Annotated in this window: 15 protein-coding genes; 13 read left to right on the top strand and 2 right to left on the bottom strand. The window is 39.5% G+C overall.

Features of this window, described 5'->3' with window-relative positions:
• The first annotated feature begins 25 nt into the window (after positions 1–25).
• Complete coding sequence (locus QP775_RS04735; protein ID WP_285104032.1) at positions 26–1,174, top strand: DHHW family protein; 1,149 nt, start codon at positions 26–28, stop codon at positions 1,172–1,174.
• Between the two features lie 22 nt (positions 1,175–1,196).
• The gene (locus tag QP775_RS04730; protein WP_285104030.1) at positions 1,197–1,691 is read left to right on the top strand and encodes a DUF4358 domain-containing protein; all 495 of its coding nucleotides are present in this window, start codon (positions 1,197–1,199) and stop codon (positions 1,689–1,691) included.
• A 170-nt stretch (positions 1,692–1,861) separates the two neighbouring features.
• On the opposite strand, the gene QP775_RS04725 is transcribed toward QP775_RS04730, so the two are convergent.
• Positions 1,862–2,908, bottom strand: coding sequence for a hypothetical protein (locus QP775_RS04725; RefSeq protein ID WP_285104028.1), 1,047 nt, complete (start codon positions 2,906–2,908; stop codon positions 1,862–1,864).
• A 366-nt stretch (positions 2,909–3,274) separates the two neighbouring features.
• On the opposite strand from QP775_RS04725, the gene QP775_RS04720 reads away from it, so the two are divergent.
• The 6 genes from QP775_RS04720 (at position 3,275) to QP775_RS04695 (ending at position 9,878) form a co-directional block, all read left to right on the top strand.
• Positions 3,275–3,961, top strand: a complete 687-nt coding sequence (locus QP775_RS04720) for a DUF1266 domain-containing protein (RefSeq protein WP_285104026.1) — start codon at positions 3,275–3,277, stop codon at positions 3,959–3,961.
• Positions 3,962–4,438: 477 nt separating this feature from the next.
• Positions 4,439–5,278, top strand: a complete 840-nt coding sequence (locus tag QP775_RS04715) for a poly(ethylene terephthalate) hydrolase family protein (protein ID WP_285104024.1) — start codon at positions 4,439–4,441, stop codon at positions 5,276–5,278.
• A gap of 464 nt (positions 5,279–5,742) precedes the next feature.
• Positions 5,743–7,332, top strand: a complete 1,590-nt coding sequence (locus QP775_RS04710; RefSeq protein ID WP_285104022.1) for a polysaccharide lyase 6 family protein — start codon at positions 5,743–5,745, stop codon at positions 7,330–7,332.
• Between the two features lie 270 nt (positions 7,333–7,602).
• Positions 7,603–8,091: a YfbM family protein gene (locus QP775_RS04705; RefSeq protein WP_285104020.1), complete on the top strand. Its 489-nt coding sequence runs from the start codon at positions 7,603–7,605 to the stop codon at positions 8,089–8,091.
• Between the two features lie 341 nt (positions 8,092–8,432).
• Positions 8,433–9,194 carry a SagB/ThcOx family dehydrogenase gene (locus tag QP775_RS04700; RefSeq protein WP_239331266.1) on the top strand — a complete coding sequence of 254 codons (762 nt, stop codon included), beginning with the start codon at positions 8,433–8,435 and terminating at the stop codon, positions 9,192–9,194.
• Between the two features lie 426 nt (positions 9,195–9,620).
• Positions 9,621–9,878 carry a transposase gene (locus QP775_RS04695; protein ID WP_285104016.1) on the top strand — a complete coding sequence of 86 codons (258 nt, stop codon included), beginning with the start codon at positions 9,621–9,623 and terminating at the stop codon, positions 9,876–9,878.
• A 124-nt stretch (positions 9,879–10,002) separates the two neighbouring features.
• Here the strand turns inward: QP775_RS04695 and QP775_RS04690 are convergent, their stop codons facing one another.
• Complete coding sequence (locus QP775_RS04690; protein ID WP_285104014.1) at positions 10,003–11,103, bottom strand: hypothetical protein; 1,101 nt, start codon at positions 11,101–11,103, stop codon at positions 10,003–10,005.
• Between the two features lie 546 nt (positions 11,104–11,649).
• Between QP775_RS04690 and QP775_RS04685 the strand changes: the two genes are divergently transcribed.
• The 5 genes from QP775_RS04685 (at position 11,650) to QP775_RS04665 (ending at position 17,202) form a co-directional block, all read left to right on the top strand.
• Positions 11,650–13,152, top strand: a complete 1,503-nt coding sequence (locus QP775_RS04685; RefSeq protein ID WP_285104012.1) for an alpha/beta hydrolase family protein — start codon at positions 11,650–11,652, stop codon at positions 13,150–13,152.
• A 243-nt stretch (positions 13,153–13,395) separates the two neighbouring features.
• Positions 13,396–13,584, top strand: a complete 189-nt coding sequence (locus QP775_RS04680) for a hypothetical protein (protein ID WP_285104010.1) — start codon at positions 13,396–13,398, stop codon at positions 13,582–13,584.
• 154 nt (positions 13,585–13,738) lie between these two features.
• Positions 13,739–14,455: a lipoprotein BA_5634 family protein gene (locus tag QP775_RS04675; protein WP_285104008.1), complete on the top strand. Its 717-nt coding sequence runs from the start codon at positions 13,739–13,741 to the stop codon at positions 14,453–14,455.
• A gap of 54 nt (positions 14,456–14,509) precedes the next feature.
• On the top strand, positions 14,510–15,202 hold the full coding sequence (locus QP775_RS04670) for an ABC transporter ATP-binding protein (protein ID WP_285104006.1): 693 nt from the start codon (positions 14,510–14,512) through the stop codon (positions 15,200–15,202).
• Positions 15,203–15,219: 17 nt separating this feature from the next.
• A complete protein-coding gene (locus tag QP775_RS04665) occupies positions 15,220–17,202 on the top strand; it encodes an ABC transporter permease (protein ID WP_285104004.1) in 1,983 nt (660 codons plus the stop codon).
• The last annotated feature ends 41 nt before the right edge of the window (positions 17,203–17,243 follow it).

Raw genomic sequence — 17,243 nt, 5'->3', positions numbered from 1 at the left:
ATGATTAACGGGGAGGTGATTGAGCTTGAGTCGTTATGACAAGTTGTTGCAATACGTAATGGCGATATTATTTCTGATCTTTATCGGTCTTATTCTGTTTCTCAATCTGATGCTGCCTAAGGAGGTATTCTCAGAGTCAGAAAATAGGAAGTTGGAGCAACTGCCAGTGTTTTCGTTTCACAGCTTTATATCTGGAAAGTTCACATCGGACTTTGAGAAGTATATGATGGATCAATTCGTGGCAAGAGAGATATGGGTTGGTGTAAAATCTAATGCGGATCGCTTGATAGGCAAGAAAGAAAGCAATGGTGTGTACCTTGGAAAAGAAGGGTATTTGCTTCAGAAGTTTGTTGAGCGAAATGAAAGTGAATTGAAAGAGAAGGTCCAAACGATTAATTCCTTCCACTTCTCAACGCCAGAGCTTACCAAGTATGTAATGCTCGTTCCAACTGCCGTCAGTGTGCTGCAAAGCAAGCTTCCGGATTACGTCTCGGGTGATCGTGAACGGGTCTTGCTGAATGACGTAAGAACATCTTTAAATCCAGGCATCCATTATGTCGATGTGTACCCAGTACTTTCTTCTCGACAAAATGAACCGATTTACTACAAAACGGATCACCATTGGACAAGTAAAGGTGCTTTCTATGCGTACCAGCAGCTAAGCAAGCAGATGGGATTCATTCAGAAGAGGGAAGAAGACTTCGATATACGAATCTTGACGAATGATTTCTATGGCTCCTTGTATTCGAAGAGTGGATTTCGAAATGTGAGTCCAGACAGTATAGGATTGTATATACCGAAGAATGAATGGATGTATACCGTCGAATACGTTGAAGAGCAGCAACGCACGGATTCCATGTATGAGTTGGAAAATATGAAGAAAAAGGACAAGTATACCGTATTTTTTAATGGCAACCACCCTCTTATTAAGATTAATACAGGCCACAAGGAAGGGCAGAAGCTGCTTGTGGTCAAGGATTCCTATGCCAATAGCTTTATTCCGTTCCTAACTTCACATTTCAGTGAAATTTATATTGTGGATCTTAGATATTATGAGGGAGATGTTGCATCGCTCGCGCAGCAGCATCAAATCCATGACATGCTGATACTTTATAACATGAATACATTCGTAGAGGATCCATCGATCAACAATTTGACGGATACAAAAGAATAACGGAGAAGGGGAAACAGACCTTATGGAAAGTGATTATAAAATAATCAAACAAAGAAAGTGGTTAGCAATGCTTGTATTCATCCTTGCAGTTAGTCTAATGATTGGATGTACTTCTAAACAGCCATCTATCAACGTATCAACTGCCAAGATCGAAGAGCAGATCAAGCAGTCTGTCAACTTGGACAAGTTGAAGAAAGGGGATGAGAGTAAGCTGAAAAAGCTATACGGCCTTGACTCTGAACAAGTTGAAGAATTTATTCTCTATACTGCTAAGTCCAACGTCATGGCGGATGAAATTGTTGTAATTAAGGTAACAGACGTAAAGCAAGTAGAAAGTGTCAAATCAAACATTACAAAACGAATCGACGCTCAGTCGGTCAAATTTAAAGACTATCGCCCGAATGAATATGCTCTGCTTGAAAAACACGTAGTAAAGGTGAAGGAACCTTATATTCTGTTTGCGGTCTCTACAGAAATTGATCAGATCGAACGGGCGTTTGACGAGGCGCTAAAATGAATCATTGTCAATAATACGTAGTATTCGATTTCATATACAGTTTGCTATGAATCCTATCTGAGGGGGGGAGTACCAAATCGCGGTTAATACAAACTATTGACACGTAAAAAATGGAGTAAAGAGCATAACACCTTGTACATACTCCAAGATGTTATGCTCTTTGATAAAAGTTAATTAAGAGAACCTGGTAAAGTTACAACAGTCATAGGGATAAAATGTACTTTTGCGCCCTTAATCCCTGTAACTTGAAGCTCATTTAAGAACGATTGACCTGGTTGATAAACAGGATCAAGATAGGAGGCCACTGCCTGTGCGCTATCCCGATGTTTTGGTGCTTTATATGAAAACTGTCTATTTATAGTGCTAGATGATGATCCAGATGTAGCACCATTAGCACCATATTTAAAAATAGGGACAATTGCAGTTGTATCACCTGAAACTTCATTAGTTACAAAAGATAAAACTTGAGTATTGTCATTCTTTGATTTTACCTTAACATACATATAATCAATAGATTGATATTGATTTGTTTGATAGGTGACTTTAACATTATCAACCGTTGTAGTAGCTTTGAAATTTGCATCACTAATAAAAGATTTCAATGCGTCATAAAATGATATTGCAATACTTACTCCATTAGATACGGTTGATGCCCCTGCTTTACATACAGTAAATATTAATTTTTCGACTGCAACTCCAAAGGAGCTGCTTGTTTGTACAACAGCAGTGGTTGTTCCTTTTAATGATGAAGATTGGCTGTTAGATTCTGCAGTTAGATGTTGTACTTCATATGTAACGCTATTCTTAACCATATCCGCTCGATAACTTTTCCAAACAATATTTTTCTTTTCAGGAGGATTAACGTAAGGAGAAATCAAGTCCGATTTATTGACACTAGTTAAATTTAAATGAGCTTCAGCTGGAGCATCATTACCAAATCTTTGCTGAACCTCATTAGTGGAAAGAAACTCTACACCTAGACCCTCTAATTTCATTTGATTTTCAGCAAGTTTTTCTCCATGGTCGTTTGATTGTATTAACCTAGATCTCTCTTCATACAATATTTCGATTTTATTAGTTCTTTCAGGATTAACTTCTGTAATTTCATCGTTGTTAATATTGGACAAATTCGTGGTGTAAGAAGCAGCACTTGCAGGAATTGCAACAGACAACATCAGTAGAGCAGTCATGATGTAAATAGCAAGTTTCTTTTTCATTATACAACCTCCTTGAATTTGGTAGTGGAATACAATGTTAATAATAATATAGTAAATTTGGTTTAGTCAATAATAATTAGAAGATTGTACCAGTCCTTGGTGATGAACATGCTTGGAATCCAATGGAAAATCCTTCTCAATGGAAGTTGGTCAAAGCCTTTTATCTGAAAATTGTTATGCGCACATTTACATTGGGCTTTATTGCTTTCTAAAACGGAAATGATATTAATAATTTATTGCATTAATTAAAATATGTATTATAATTGAATTTGTTATATTTTTACTTGGGTATAAAAAGTGGTATCAGCGAATAATTAGTAGGAAAAGAAATGTTATCCTTACAAAAAAGAAATAGGAGTGAGTATTTTGGGTTGGTTCTCTAGAAAACCTAGTTTCTATGAAGTGAACAAATTACCAGAAAATGAAGAGAAATTGATGTGTTTTGGAAGCGTACTAGTTTCCAATAACCATGTTTATTCGCAAGCAAGCATTTTAAATTTTGAAGAGAAACACAGAGAGACTTATATAAATGGTCTTGCTGAAATGTGGGAAATTGTAGATTTTGCAACTGCAAAAGAAACAATAGAATGGTTGCTCAATGAAGGGCATCGTACAAAGTATAATGATATTATTTTAGAAATCATCAAGAGTAAAGGAAGTCCAGAGGGAATTGAACAAGAAATCGTAGATAGTTTTAATGAAGGTTGTAAAACTTTATTTAGCGTTTCTAAAGGAAAAGTTAAATTCACCTCACCAGAGGATATTGTCAACTTTAAGACTATGGAAGCATGGGATTATGAGCGTGTTGGATTCCTAGCAAGAACTTGTTGCTTTCTTAACTACATAACTAGAGAAGAAGCGATGTCATATTTGCAAACTGTTGCAAAACTGGCAAGCAAAGCTTATCCTGATTGGGAAGCTTATATGGTAGGTTTCTTATTGGGGAGAAGTGTGTCATTTTCAAGCGATATATACGGACTAACTTTGAGTGCAGAGCAGTTAATAAAAGGGAAAAAATATGTTTTGAACAAGTATCCATTACATATGTTTTAATCTTGATATTTTCATAAATTCACCTCATTTATAAATGAGGTCTACAAGTGGTATACAAGACCCGACCATTTGCTGTAAAGTTAAAAATTATTAATTGACGCTCAATAGTAGAATTGCCATTAAAGAAGAGACCGTTAAAAGGTCTCTTCTTTGATGAGTCAATCTTCGTTAAAATCCAATGCAATAATCCCACCTTTTTACCGTCAAAGAGGACGAAATAACCGAGTTTCAAAACACCTCTCTTTTCTGCCCGTCCTGTTTTTGATTTCACGTGGCAAATTGCTAAAATTGGAACTGTGACAGTCTATTGTACTTACAGCAAATCGTACTCTCTGAGCTATTCTCAGTTCTCCTTATCTACTGTTTAATCTAGCATCTTGTTTAATGAAACTTAACTGTATCTTTCACGTATATCCCATTAGTTTTATAATTTAACAGAGAAAACGATAGAGAAACCTATAGACTATCGGAGAGGTCATGTCTATGTCGGTTTTGAAAAAACGAAAGTGGATTTTATGGTTGTCAGTTGTTGTCCTTATCGTTGCAGTTCCAATAACTATATTCATGCAAATAATCATTCACTCTAATGTACCAGAACTTACAGAAGGAAGCATTGAGCAGCGGTATGCACAGCAAGGAAGCTATCATGTAAAAGTAGAAGAAGTTAAGAGTACGAGCAAAGAGGCTTTATTTAGAATATACTACCCAGCATTTCAGGGAGACGAATCCTATCCTATTATTTCTTGGGGGAATGGAACAGGTGCCACGCCAGATCGTTATGATGAGCTCTTATCGCATCTTGCTAGCTGGGGATTCATTGTAATCGATTCCTATAGCAAAACGACAGGAACAGGCAAAGAAATTGTAGAGGCTATTGATTATTTGAGAAATGAAAACCAACTCACTAACAGCTTGTTTTATCAAAAAATAAAAATAGAACATATTGGTGTAGCTGGACATTCTCAAGGGTCTACTGGCGTCATTAATGCTCATACCAACTATAAAAGTGGATCGTTGATTAAGACGGTTGTATCCATCGCTCTCCCGGATTTGAAGCATTGTGATCCAAAAGATGTGTACGATACAGCACGAATTACCGTTCCTTTCCTCATTTTGGGCGGTACAAAAGATTTTTTAATCTCACCGGTATCAACAAATCAATTAGCCTTGCATAGTGCTAACGCAAGCACGCCTGTTATGATGGGGATGGCAAAAGGTGCAGCTCATACAGCGATTGAAGGTAATGGTGGCAACCATAGGGGTTACTTAACGGCTTGGATGAGATATCGGCTGCATGATGATCAGGAAGCCATGTAGGCATTTGATGGGGATTCTTCCGAAATGATGCATAATACAAATTGGGTGGACGTTATACAAGCAAATATGGATGATAATAAATTCGTGCATCAATAACAGAAAAACAGCATGTTGGCCGTTTTTACTGTTAGTACCATCATGTTCTGCAGCCTTTCAGTAGTCAGCTATTTATTCCTCTTCCGCCATAACACCCAGCGCTGAACTTTTCTCTTAGATTCGGTCGTTATGGGACGAGACGTAGGCAATATTAGTAAGGGCAATAAGGGAAGAAAACTTTAGCGGGACTTGAAGTTGAATATTATACATTGTTGAGCAGGCTGCTTAAGCCTGCTTATTTTTAATGAACTAAAAGAGATCCGATATCCGTAACTTTTAATTATTTACCAATTTTTAAGATCATTTTATTCAAAATAGGTTATATATAGAAGGTAGGATTACAACTACAATTATATACAGAGGTGATCATGTTGATAAAACCTAGCAAAGTTAGACGATTATTACTTATGACCTTGTTGTCAGTAACCTTGTTTCCAGTAACAGGTTATTCGTCAGCAGAAAATCAGTTAGCTGGTGGTGCGCCCGGAGTAACAGACGTCGTTTATGACGTTGCACTTGAATCAGGGGTAGTATCAAAGGTAGTAAAAGTGTCGACCTCTGCACAGCTAGAGACAGCAATTGATGAGGCAAATCCAGGGACAACCATTGTGTTGGCAAATGGTACATACACAGGAAGCAAAGCGCTGCAAATCAGTGGTAAACATGGCACAAGTACAAATCCGATTACGATTAAAGCCGCAAACCGTGGGCGAGCGATTATTGCGGGTGCTGACGTGTTACACATTGTCCGTTCATCTCATATTGTCGTTGAAGGACTGAAAATTACGAACACCGGAACTACCACCCGCAGTGCAGCGGTTCAGCTTGACGGTTCGAACCATATCCGATTGACACGCAATATGTTTGCTGTCCCTGCAACTGGAAATAAGATGATCTGGCTGGAGATTAAAGGTGAGAACAGCTCCGACAACCAGATTGATCGCAACGATTTTAACGGGAAAAGCGATCCTGCACCAGTAATTGCTTTTAGTGGATATATAAATGGAGCTGTTAAACAAATTTCTCAGCGTGACGTGATTGAATACAACCATTTCCGTAATGTTAAATTATCAGCAGCAAACGGTAATGAAACGATTCGTCTTGGAGTATCGAAGATTTCCTTATCCGAAGGTCAAAACAAAGTCCAATACAATCTATTCGAGAATTGTGACGGCGATCTAGAGGTTGTGTCAGTAAAATCAGGCAACAATGAGGTTAGGTATAACACATTCATAAATAACCGCGGTGGATTGACAGCCAGACATGGTCACAATAACAAGTTTTACGGCAATTTCTTTTTTGGAGATGGCGTGAAGGAGAAGGTAATGGGCATTCGGATATATGGAAATGATCATAAAATTTATAACAATTATATGGAAGACATAACAGGTGATGCTATATTTCTGGACAGCGGTAAGTATGACGGTGGAAAAGATGGGAAACCAACGAACCCTTCAGATGAAGATTTGAGCTCCCAATGGCGAGTGTATCGTGCAACAGTCGTAAATAACACCATTGTTAACAGTAAAGATGGTATTACGATTGGTTCAACGAATACGTCAAAAAAATACGCCCCGACTGGAAGCTGGGTGGCCAACAATATCGTCGCTAATAAGACGGGCATCTTATATCACGAGTCTAGCAGCACCGACACTATCTTTAAGGGTAACCTCGGCTTTGGTAGCACATTATCCAATGCGTCACGCGGCCCTTCTGAAATATTAGCCATAAATCCCGACTTTACCATTTCTGAAGGCTTGCATAAACTATCTGCCAACAGCCCAGCTATAAATAAAGCAGTAACTGACATCCAACTTGAAAAACGAGTGAAAGTGATAGATGATATGGATGGACAACTACGCTCGAAAACCGATGTAGGAGCTGATGAATTTTCAAATGCTGCTAGTAGTCGCAAACCGCTTAAAGCAGCAGATGTGGGTCCGAATGCACCGGAATAAATGGGATCCATTAATGGGTTTACTATTATAAAAATACAATCATTGTGTCGCTTTTATAAAAATAACGAACCGTTTCCCGAATAAGGAACGGTTTTTTCTATGAATAGCGAGCGTAATATCTGTTTTATGAGGGCAATAGTACATATACATTCATACAAGTAGTCCTGACGGCAACATGGGTATAATGTTCCTTGAAATACACAATTACCAGATGTTACATTTTGATGGGGCAGTATAGTCACTACTAATAATGGAAAGAAGGATGACGACATGGGAATGCGCGGATATTACGTTGCTATGGATGACAACATGGTGCAGCAAATCACAGCAGGTGACATTGCATTGAAGAGTTTGAAAATAGACGATTATCCCGGACTGGACATTGATAGATCCTGGGAGGCGATTCACTACTTGCTTTGTGGCGATATTGCTGATGGAGAGCCCCCTCTTGGCTATGTTGTTCCGCTGACGTCTGACAAAGGCATCGATTTCGGCTCATTCGGGGCGTTTTCCTTACGCGCCGAGCAAGTTGCAGAAGCGCTTCTGGCTATTTCTGAGCTGGATGAAGCGCAGCTTCGCTTGCGGTATGATTTCCCGGCCATGGTTAAGGAAGAGGTATATCCGCTTGAACCTGACACTGTTTCAGACGAGGATGAAGATGAATTCTTTGCCTACATGCTTCAGAATTTTAACGAAATCCGGCGTTTCTATAGCCAAACTGTAGCCGAGGGCAAAGGTCTTATTTTCTATATTTTCTGATTCTAATAATTTGATTCATCGTAGAGTCTCCAGGAGCGGATCGTGCAAGGAATCCGGCTGAGTTCATTATAATTGAGATGTATATCTCCGAAGGATGGAATCGAGAGGATAGGTTCAAACCCAACGGAAAAGTTGTTTGTTAAGCTAACAGGACACGTTAGTTAAATGAAACAGCGACAGTCTAGGACTTTATTTTCTGCTGACACCGAGACCACATTAACCGAGACCACATTAGTATTCAAGTAAAAAATTATATTGTGAATGAGATCACAATATAATTTTTAATACATGCTATGTTAGAACTATTAAGAAACGATTAAGTCATCTAAGGAGAGTCTATTATGGCTAAATATGAACAACATAGAAACTTTTTGAAATCGAATTTTCTTGAATTTAAACATATTAAAACAGATAAGCTAAAGGGACTTCCGCAACCACCAATTGTTAAGTCCTATAACTCAACATCACTAATTATTGATTTGCCAGAGATCAGAAAAGATGTTGTAAGTAAAGAAAGCATATATGAATGTATAAATGAAAGAAGAAGTACAAGGTTTTATTCTGATGAATCATTAAGTCTTGAAGAGTTATCATATTTATTATGGGCTACCCAAGGGATAACGAGTATGACGAAGAATGGGTGTACATTGCGAACTGTACCCTGCAGTGGGGCAACACATACATTTGAGACATATTTATTTATTATGCGAGTAGAGGGCTTGCAACAAGGAATTTATAGATACCTTCCCATGGAACACAAGCTCCTGTTTATGTTTGAATTAGATAAAATTGATCAAAAAATTGATGCGATTACTTTGGATCAACCTTTTGTTCCTAATTTTGTAAAAAAAGCTTCGGTAATGTTTGCATGGAGTACAACACCCTATCGTTCTGAATGGAAGTATGATATTTCAGCTCACAAAAAAATCCTCATCGATGTTGGACATGTAAGCCAAAACCTTTATTTGACTAGTGAATCGATCGGTGCAGGTGCTTGTGCAATTGGAATCTATGATCAAAAATTGGTTGATGATATTTTAGAATTAGACGGTGATGAAGAATTCATCATCTTTATGGGTGCAGTTGGGAAGAAACGAGAATAATACACGCATTGATCAAAGATTGGTCCGAAGGGTGCGATGGTAGTGTCAGAAGCATATAAAAGGCTGGCGTCTATATCGCTGCAGGTAATGAAGAGGTTGAACGTATGAAAAACACTTGCTCCTTTTTGCCTGAAGAGATTTCACAATTGGGAATTTATTAGAATTAGACCTAAGAAATAATCATCTAACTGAACTACCAAAATAAGTGCTGGAAATTGAAGATTATAGTGTCTGGATCTTAGATAGAATCATCAATTAAACATACCAAAGTGGTGGGGTGAATTGGGGGATAAAGGTTGTATTGTTTATTTGTAGAACGGTTCCTTTTGGCATCCGCGCGAATGGTATTATCCCCTTCTAGCTAGACAAGAGCAAAAAGACATCTGTTAAGATGGACTTAATCTTGTTGATCGGAGGGGATTTTTTATGGTCCCAAAAGGAAAAACCTTTAGGCAATACTCCTTAGAATTAAAGCTGGAAGCTGTTCGGGTGGTGAATGAAGAGCATATGAGCACCCGTGGGGTAGCGAAACAGTTGGGAATTCGTAATAAATCTCAAGTTCAAAGCTGGGTGACGAAATATCAAACAGGCGAGGTTCTGGAGCCAACTACTACAAGACGAAGACGGCCGAAAACGAAATTTTCCAGTATGGAAGAAGAGATGGCATATCTACGGACGGAATAACCGAGATACGGCTGCTGCTTAAACCTGTCTTTTTAGTTCTGTCTACTCAACAGGGGTATGGCCTGCGAATAGTTGGCCTTTTCGTTTCTCTACTTTAAGAACATCCAGTCAGTCTACAACTATATTAGAATACGCGCTGAACCGATAGTACTGCTGAAATACCCGTACCAGCAAAGAAAAACTGCAAGTTGGGTATGGAATACATAAGAATGCTCAATTGATTTCCAATACCTAAAACATAGTAGTTGGACAGGGTAAACGTGGAAAAGTCTACTGCATTCACTATCAGTTCCTGAAACATATCGGCTTGGAGGGTGTTGTTGATGCCGAGTCCCACTCCAACTTGGGAGGGGGCAATGGCGATCGTTCCTACCAAGTTAATATCGACACGATAGGTGCCCGCCTCGGTAATTGTTATGACTTCCGGTGTAGCATAGCTGATATTCAGTGAGGTATTAGACGGCAGGTCCAATGGCACTCTGATCGATGTAGAGGATAGATTCAAAATTCCAACTTCATCAAGTAAAAGTCCTCCAAATGCACTCACGATTTCATCATCTCCCACAAATTGATAAAAGTCCGCAACAAAAGCCAAGCCAGCGGTATTTATGGGTCCATTATCCAAGTAATTGCTGACTGAAAAGGAAATAACAAAGCGTACCAGCTGATCAGTCGGAACAGCGGTCAACGTAATTGGAATAGAATAATAGCGAATCTTTTGCCAATTATAAGGATTACTAGTGTCGGTCGTTACACTTGTTACGGGATCAAGTGAACCGTCTAACAAGTTAACGCTTGCATCGGTCGATGGGATTGGGGCAAAGGTTTGTGCATTCACGATGTCAATTCTGGCGGTATGAGCATTATCTGCAAATACGGCTAGAAACAGAACAAACTCAGCTTGGGTATTAGCTTCTATCAAGATTGGTGATGTCATGGTGGCAAACCCCAAGCTCTCTCCAGGAATAGGAGTTAAGCTGTTCCATAGAAATTGCGGCTCCGGTACAGAAGAAAATGGTTGTTCAGGAATTATAGTGAATGCAGGAGCATCGTTATTGTCGTTAATATATTTGTTGAGAGAAGGCCAAATGAGAGGAGCATTACCTACATTTACAGCATTAGGTGCGGATCCTGCCAGTAAGCTTGTTATGGCTTGTACTTGAGAGGCTGCGACCACGGTATTGGTAGTCTGACTTGTTAAGCGCTGACGATTGATGATTGTCAATTTTATTCCTCCTATCTACTAAAAAATCTATATATCTTATGCTAGATAGCTAAATTATGTGAATAGTATTGATAAAACAATAGTTGGATGTACGATAAAAAAGGGATGCGAAATATGTCTATTATAGATCCGCTAAACTGCGATAATTTGCAATAGAGCTTGTGAGATCAAAACCTATTATGGAAGGTTATGTTAAATGAAAAGTCAGGGAGAGGGAAGTATCCTGAGAATGCGAAAATGTTGCATTCTTAGGGTGCTTTTTTACATTATTACAATGATAAAGAAAGTATGAATTGAAGAAGCTGCAATTGAAATTTAATTTGATCCGGTTACGAAATCTAAATCTGCAGATACCTCGCATCGTTCACGAAATTCAATAAAATGGGTTTCATTAAAAATATCAGAAACTGTTTTACGAGTCCTCTAATACCGCAAGATCGAATTACACAATTGTAAGGTAGATGTAAGGCAAATCGAAAGCTTAGGCCAGTCTGGCAGGATAAGATTGGAACAAATGAAAAGAGATTTTTTAAAAGGAGAATCGAGATGAGGCTGTATGAACTGTTGCTTTTTTTGTCAAACATCGGCTTGTTTGCATTAACAGTCCTATTAAAAAAAGGTAGGCGCAGATTTCCAGTATTTGTAGCCAGCGGAATCGCCACACTTTTACTGGTCATTCATTGGACAGTGGAAGGATACAGAGTTCAGATATTTTTCCCATACAGCATAACGATGCTGTTTTTAGCCATTTCTGGTTATAGCTATTTTAAAAAAACAGGCCCAAAAAAAATCCCAAGATTCATGTTGGGTTCGGCTTATACCGCTATCGCGATAATGCTGGTCGTAACAGCAGGTCTCATATATGCTTTTCCTGTATTTAAACTGCCTGAACCGACAGGCGAATTTAAGGTAGGGACGCAAACTTTTCATTTCGTGGATACAAAAAGGGAAGAGATTTTCGACGAAGCCAGAGATGGTAAGAGAGAATTGATGGTTCAGGTATGGTATCCAGCTCAAGCTGGCACTTGCAAGTACGCTCCCTTTATTCCCGATACCCAGATTTTGAATTATATGGCCGCGAACTATGGCCTTCCTGGGTTTACTCTTCAACACCTGAAGTACGTATCCAGCAATGCTTATTCAGGGGCCGAGGTCTCTTCGGCTCAGACTTCATACCCGCTGATCCTTGCGAATCCCGGTTTCGGATCTTCCAGGTTCCTCCATACGTCACAAGCCGAAAATCTCGCTAGTCACGGATATATCGTGGCAGTGATCGACCACACCTACAATACATTTGCAACTGAGTTTCCGGACGGTCGAATCACGACCAGCACAACCAACGGCTTATTCTCGCCTGACCATGATTATCGGACGGAAAGCGGTAATCGCGACAAGTTGGGAAAAGTGTTAACCGACGATGTGGCGTTTGCGCTAGACCAATTCGAGCTCATCCAATCGGGTCAGATTCCAAGTCATCTAAAAGGGAGGTTTGATCTCGGTCATGTCGGGGTATTCGGTCATTCCATCGGCGGAGCGACGGCCTACGACGCTGCTTACGATCCGCGAATCACGGTTGGAATCGACTTAGATGGAGCGCTTTATCGACTGCGTGACAGAGAGGGCCTGCGAAAGCCGTTTTTGTTCATGAACTCGGAAAGCGAATTTGATAGATTAAAAATGGTGATGGATAACCGGGTCTACACGGATGCAGAGCTTAACCGTATGGGCAACACAAGAGAGTGGATGAATCAAGTAACGGAAGACAAAAAGTTAGAGCTTGAACGGATGCGCGAAACGGTTACCGCAGGGGGACAATTCCTCTATATCGACAATACGGAGCATTTGAATTTTATTGACGTACAGTTCATTTCTCCGCTGTTCAAAATGCTAGGCGTTACAGGAAAGATTGCGCCCGAGAGAGCAAACTCCGTTATCAATGCCTATATACTGGATTTCTTCGATATGTATCTGAAAAATCAGGGTGGAATCTTAATGAAAGGACCGAATAGCCGCTTTCCAGAGGTGAAGTTCGTAACCTCGCTACTATAAATAATGGAACAGGCTACCGATTTTGATATGCTCTTCTTCAAATAGAGAGGTTTAGTAATAAACCGCTGCTTGAAGGGGAGTTTTCCTTTGTTTCAGGGCTTCAACCTTAGGATCTCTCCTCTCCACCAGTTGTCTGTCAGCTACGAAGTGACTTGGCTCCTACCTCGACTGGACTCACTCCGGCTGGTTGTGCCTAGCTTAGCTAGGTGCGCGTGGACAAATAAAAGATGCTTTCCTTTTGCAATGAGCACGGAAGTTCGGCGAGAGTTAAAGGAGGTTATTCCCGCACAAGTGATTGTGGTCGATCATGTGCGTCACGTGTACATTTCATTCGGCGTCGCTTGTTCTAGCCCTATGCCGCATCGGTTAGGGCTTTTTGGCGTTCCGCTTTCTCATGAAGATACAACTCACGTCATGTTGGTTCCCATATAGTGGTTAAATACTGCCCTAAGAAAATCAGTAATCTCTATCATTCTTACTAAAATGTAAGAGAAGAGGTCAAATCGTTAGATAAGAGTCATTAACTTATAAAGCGTAGTTGTATATAATTCAGACATAAAATGATTTTTATAAAGGGGCAGTCAAAATGAAGAAGTTGATAGTTTTCGTGTTGGTTATCGCTATTTTTGCAGGTATCGGGTTCGGCGTAAAACGTTTTGTGGAAGGCCCAACGCAATCGGCTAATGGAATTTTAGTGATCGCTACAGATCAAGAGATGAAGAAAGTCAAAGAGCTGTACAAAGATAGAAGCAAAGAAATGATCGACTACAAAATGAAGCTGATTACAACAACAATAACTACAAAAATTGCAGAGCAAGATCGGGATGAAGCGGGCCAGGAATTTGATACCCGAGATATCAAATATTCAGTTATTACTCGTTCTACAGCTGAGCAGTTCATCAAGAAGGGGATGATTCGAGCTAGACAAGATCCTGAAAGCTCATCTATTATTTCAGATCCAGTTACCGCAATTAAAGAATTATCGAATGGTCAAAATCTGCTCTTCTCTTTAAGTGATTACGAAATAAAGAATAACCAAATCGATTTGAACGGTCAGAAAGTATCCGTACAGTATGTGAAACGTCAGGCTTGGATCGGGTATGACCCTATGGATCTGGTTATTGTTAACGACCAAACTTATAACAACATAAAGGAAGCAGAGTCAACGATCTCATTGATTCATTTCCAAAAAGACAGTTTTGATTATAAAAAGAAAGAAAAAGTGAATAAGATTTTAGATGAAATCAGAAGTGTTTATCCAGATAGCGAAGACAAAGTAAACTTTGTAGATGTAAAAGATTAAGTACATGAATGCATACACATAAGGTTGAACTTTACGTGATGAGTGGGTGAAGATATGGAAGTTGTAAGAATGGAAAATGTAGTGAAAAGTTATGGCGAAGGCAATAGCAGGGTTGATGCGTTGAAAGGGATTACGCTCTCGATCCAACAAGGAGAATTTGTCTCCATCGTAGGTGTGTCCGGCTCGGGGAAAAGTACACTGCTGCATATATTAGGAGGGTTGGATCGACCAACTTCAGGACAAGTATTCATCGGGGAAAATAGTATTTACGATTATTCGGACGATGAGCTTTCCATATTCAGAAGAAGAAAAGTCGGATTTATTTTTCAATTCTTTAATTTGATTCCGGTATTGAATGTCCAGGAGAATATCGCATTGCCTATGCTATTAGATGAGGAACAGGTAGATATGACGTATCTCGATGAAATTATTGAAACCCTGGGGCTTCATGACCGAAAGACTCATCTGCCTTCCGAATTATCTGGCGGCCAACAGCAACGGGTCTCCATTGGCAGGGCGCTAATTAATCGTCCTCATTTGATACTAGCCGATGAACCTACAGGTAACCTAGATACGAAAAATACAAAGGAAGTCATGGATTTATTACGATTGACAGCCAAGAAATACAATCAAACTATTGTGTTGATTACGCATGATTTATCGATTGCATCGGCTTCCGACCGGGTGATAACGATTGAAGACGGTAGTATCATTTCAGATCAACGGCTAACTGTGAATAAGGCTTAGACTGGGGGAGAATGAAGTTGATCAGCAGTTACAAACAACTTAGCAGCCGGTATCTAAAAGGGAATATCAAGCGTACCATTTTGACCTTAGTCGGAATCGTACTCTCAGTAGCGTTAATATCCACGATCGGTCTGTTTATGAAGGGATCACAGCTCTCCCAAATTGAAAACATCAAAAAGCTAAATGGATTTTCGTTTCATGTCGGCATCTCCAATTACGATGAAGCGATACTGAATAAGATCAGATATAATCCCCAAATCGCATCGTATGGATTGATGTCTCAGGGCAAGAACATCCCGGTTGGGGACGTTTCAGTACAAATGAATTTCGCCGATCATCGTGCGTTGGAATTTTTACCTTATAGCCTTTTGGATGGCCAACTACCTGCCAATGAGCATGAGGCAGCGGTCGATTCATGGACGCTTCCTTATATCAATAAAGATCTTAAGCTCGGAGAATCCTTTCAATTAGATGGAGAAACCTATAAACTGGTTGGGTTACTAGACAATCGCGAGTTTACACAGAAAAGTAAAGTTGGACGATTATTAACCTATAAACGTGATTTTGCCATTGGGGAAGGTCGGATATTATTCGAAATCAACCAGACAGCGAACTTTAACGAAGTTTTGGATGAAATCAAATTACTTACTGGTAATGAAAATATTGTTATCAATGAAGAATTGATACGAGTGTTGAAGCCACAGTCGAATCGCTCTATTTTGGCCATGCTCGTCATCGTCATCAGTATAGTCGTGGTCGCGACAGCTGTCGTCATCTATAACGCCTTTCAAATCAGCGTCGTTGAGCGGATGAAACAGTTCGGGCTGCTCCGAAGCATCGGCGCTACGCGCAAGCAGATTCGACACATTGTCATGAGGGAGGCTGCTGTGCTGGCTGTTATCGCGATTCCGATTGGAATTGTATGCAGCATATTAGCTCTTGCAGCTCTGCAGTTTATTTTCTTCATTTTATTAGAAGACGGTGCAAGTGTCTCGTTCTTTCACATTGATTGGCAAATCGTATTGATCAGTTCGATCATTACGCTGGCAGCTGTATTAGCATCCAGTTATTATCCGGCTTTCTTTGCAGGCAGAATATCTCCCCTGCTGGCAATCAGCAGTAGATTATCCATAAGGAAAGAATCGATCAAAAAACAAAAAAATACCGTGCTGAAAAAGCCGATATCTTTTCCATTGAGCCTGGCCATGAAAAATGTAAAAAGAAATAAAAATCGATATAACATTACGATCTTATCGATCATTATAAGTAGTGTTTTGTTTATTACGTTCTCATCGATCATGAATATCGCATTTGCATCCAAATATGTGAACAAAGAGTCCACGAAATCGGATCTAACCATCTACCTGCAACAAGATCATCATGATTCTTCCCAAGACCGTCATGCCATTTTAGAACAGTTGAAGTTGCTTAGTAATGTATCTGAAGTTAGCCAACAGGACGCTAGTTTTCGAATCAACTTAAAGGATGTGGATCAATCTAGCGCGGCAGTTGCGGACATCCAGCAGACCGTTGGAACCAAGTACTCGATTACAATCGTTAATTATCTGGACGAGAATAAAATAAGGAAAGAATCAGAGCTTGTGATTAAAGTGCTCGTATATGGTTTTATTGCGGTTATTTCTCTGATTGGCAGTGTTAATATCATCAATACGATTACGATCAGCATCATCATCAGACGTAAAGAACTGGCTGCGTTAAAATCAATTGGTATGTCACAAAAAGGTTTGAAAAAAATGATTATCTATGAAGCATTGATATACGGTGTGTCTGGGAGCTTACAAGGGATCTTTTTCGGATGTATACTTTCCTATATAATATATGTGGCAGCTTCTGGTGTCTTGAAGCTTGAGTGGACGATTCCTTATATAGCTTGTGTCATTACGTTTGCTGCCGCTTTGATCATCAGTTATGTATCTGTTCTGATTCCGCTGCGCAAAATCCAAAAAGATAATATTATTGATGTGATCAGGGAAGAATAATAACGAGGGCCTGGCTATGTGTATAGTCAGGCTATTCTGAT

It is taken from the genome of Paenibacillus sp. UMB4589-SE434 (genome assembly GCF_030226685.1).
Lineage (GTDB): Bacteria > Bacillota > Bacilli > Paenibacillales > Paenibacillaceae > Paenibacillus_B.
Note: the sequence above shows the minus strand (reverse complement) of the source record. Positions and strands in the feature narration are given on the sequence as shown.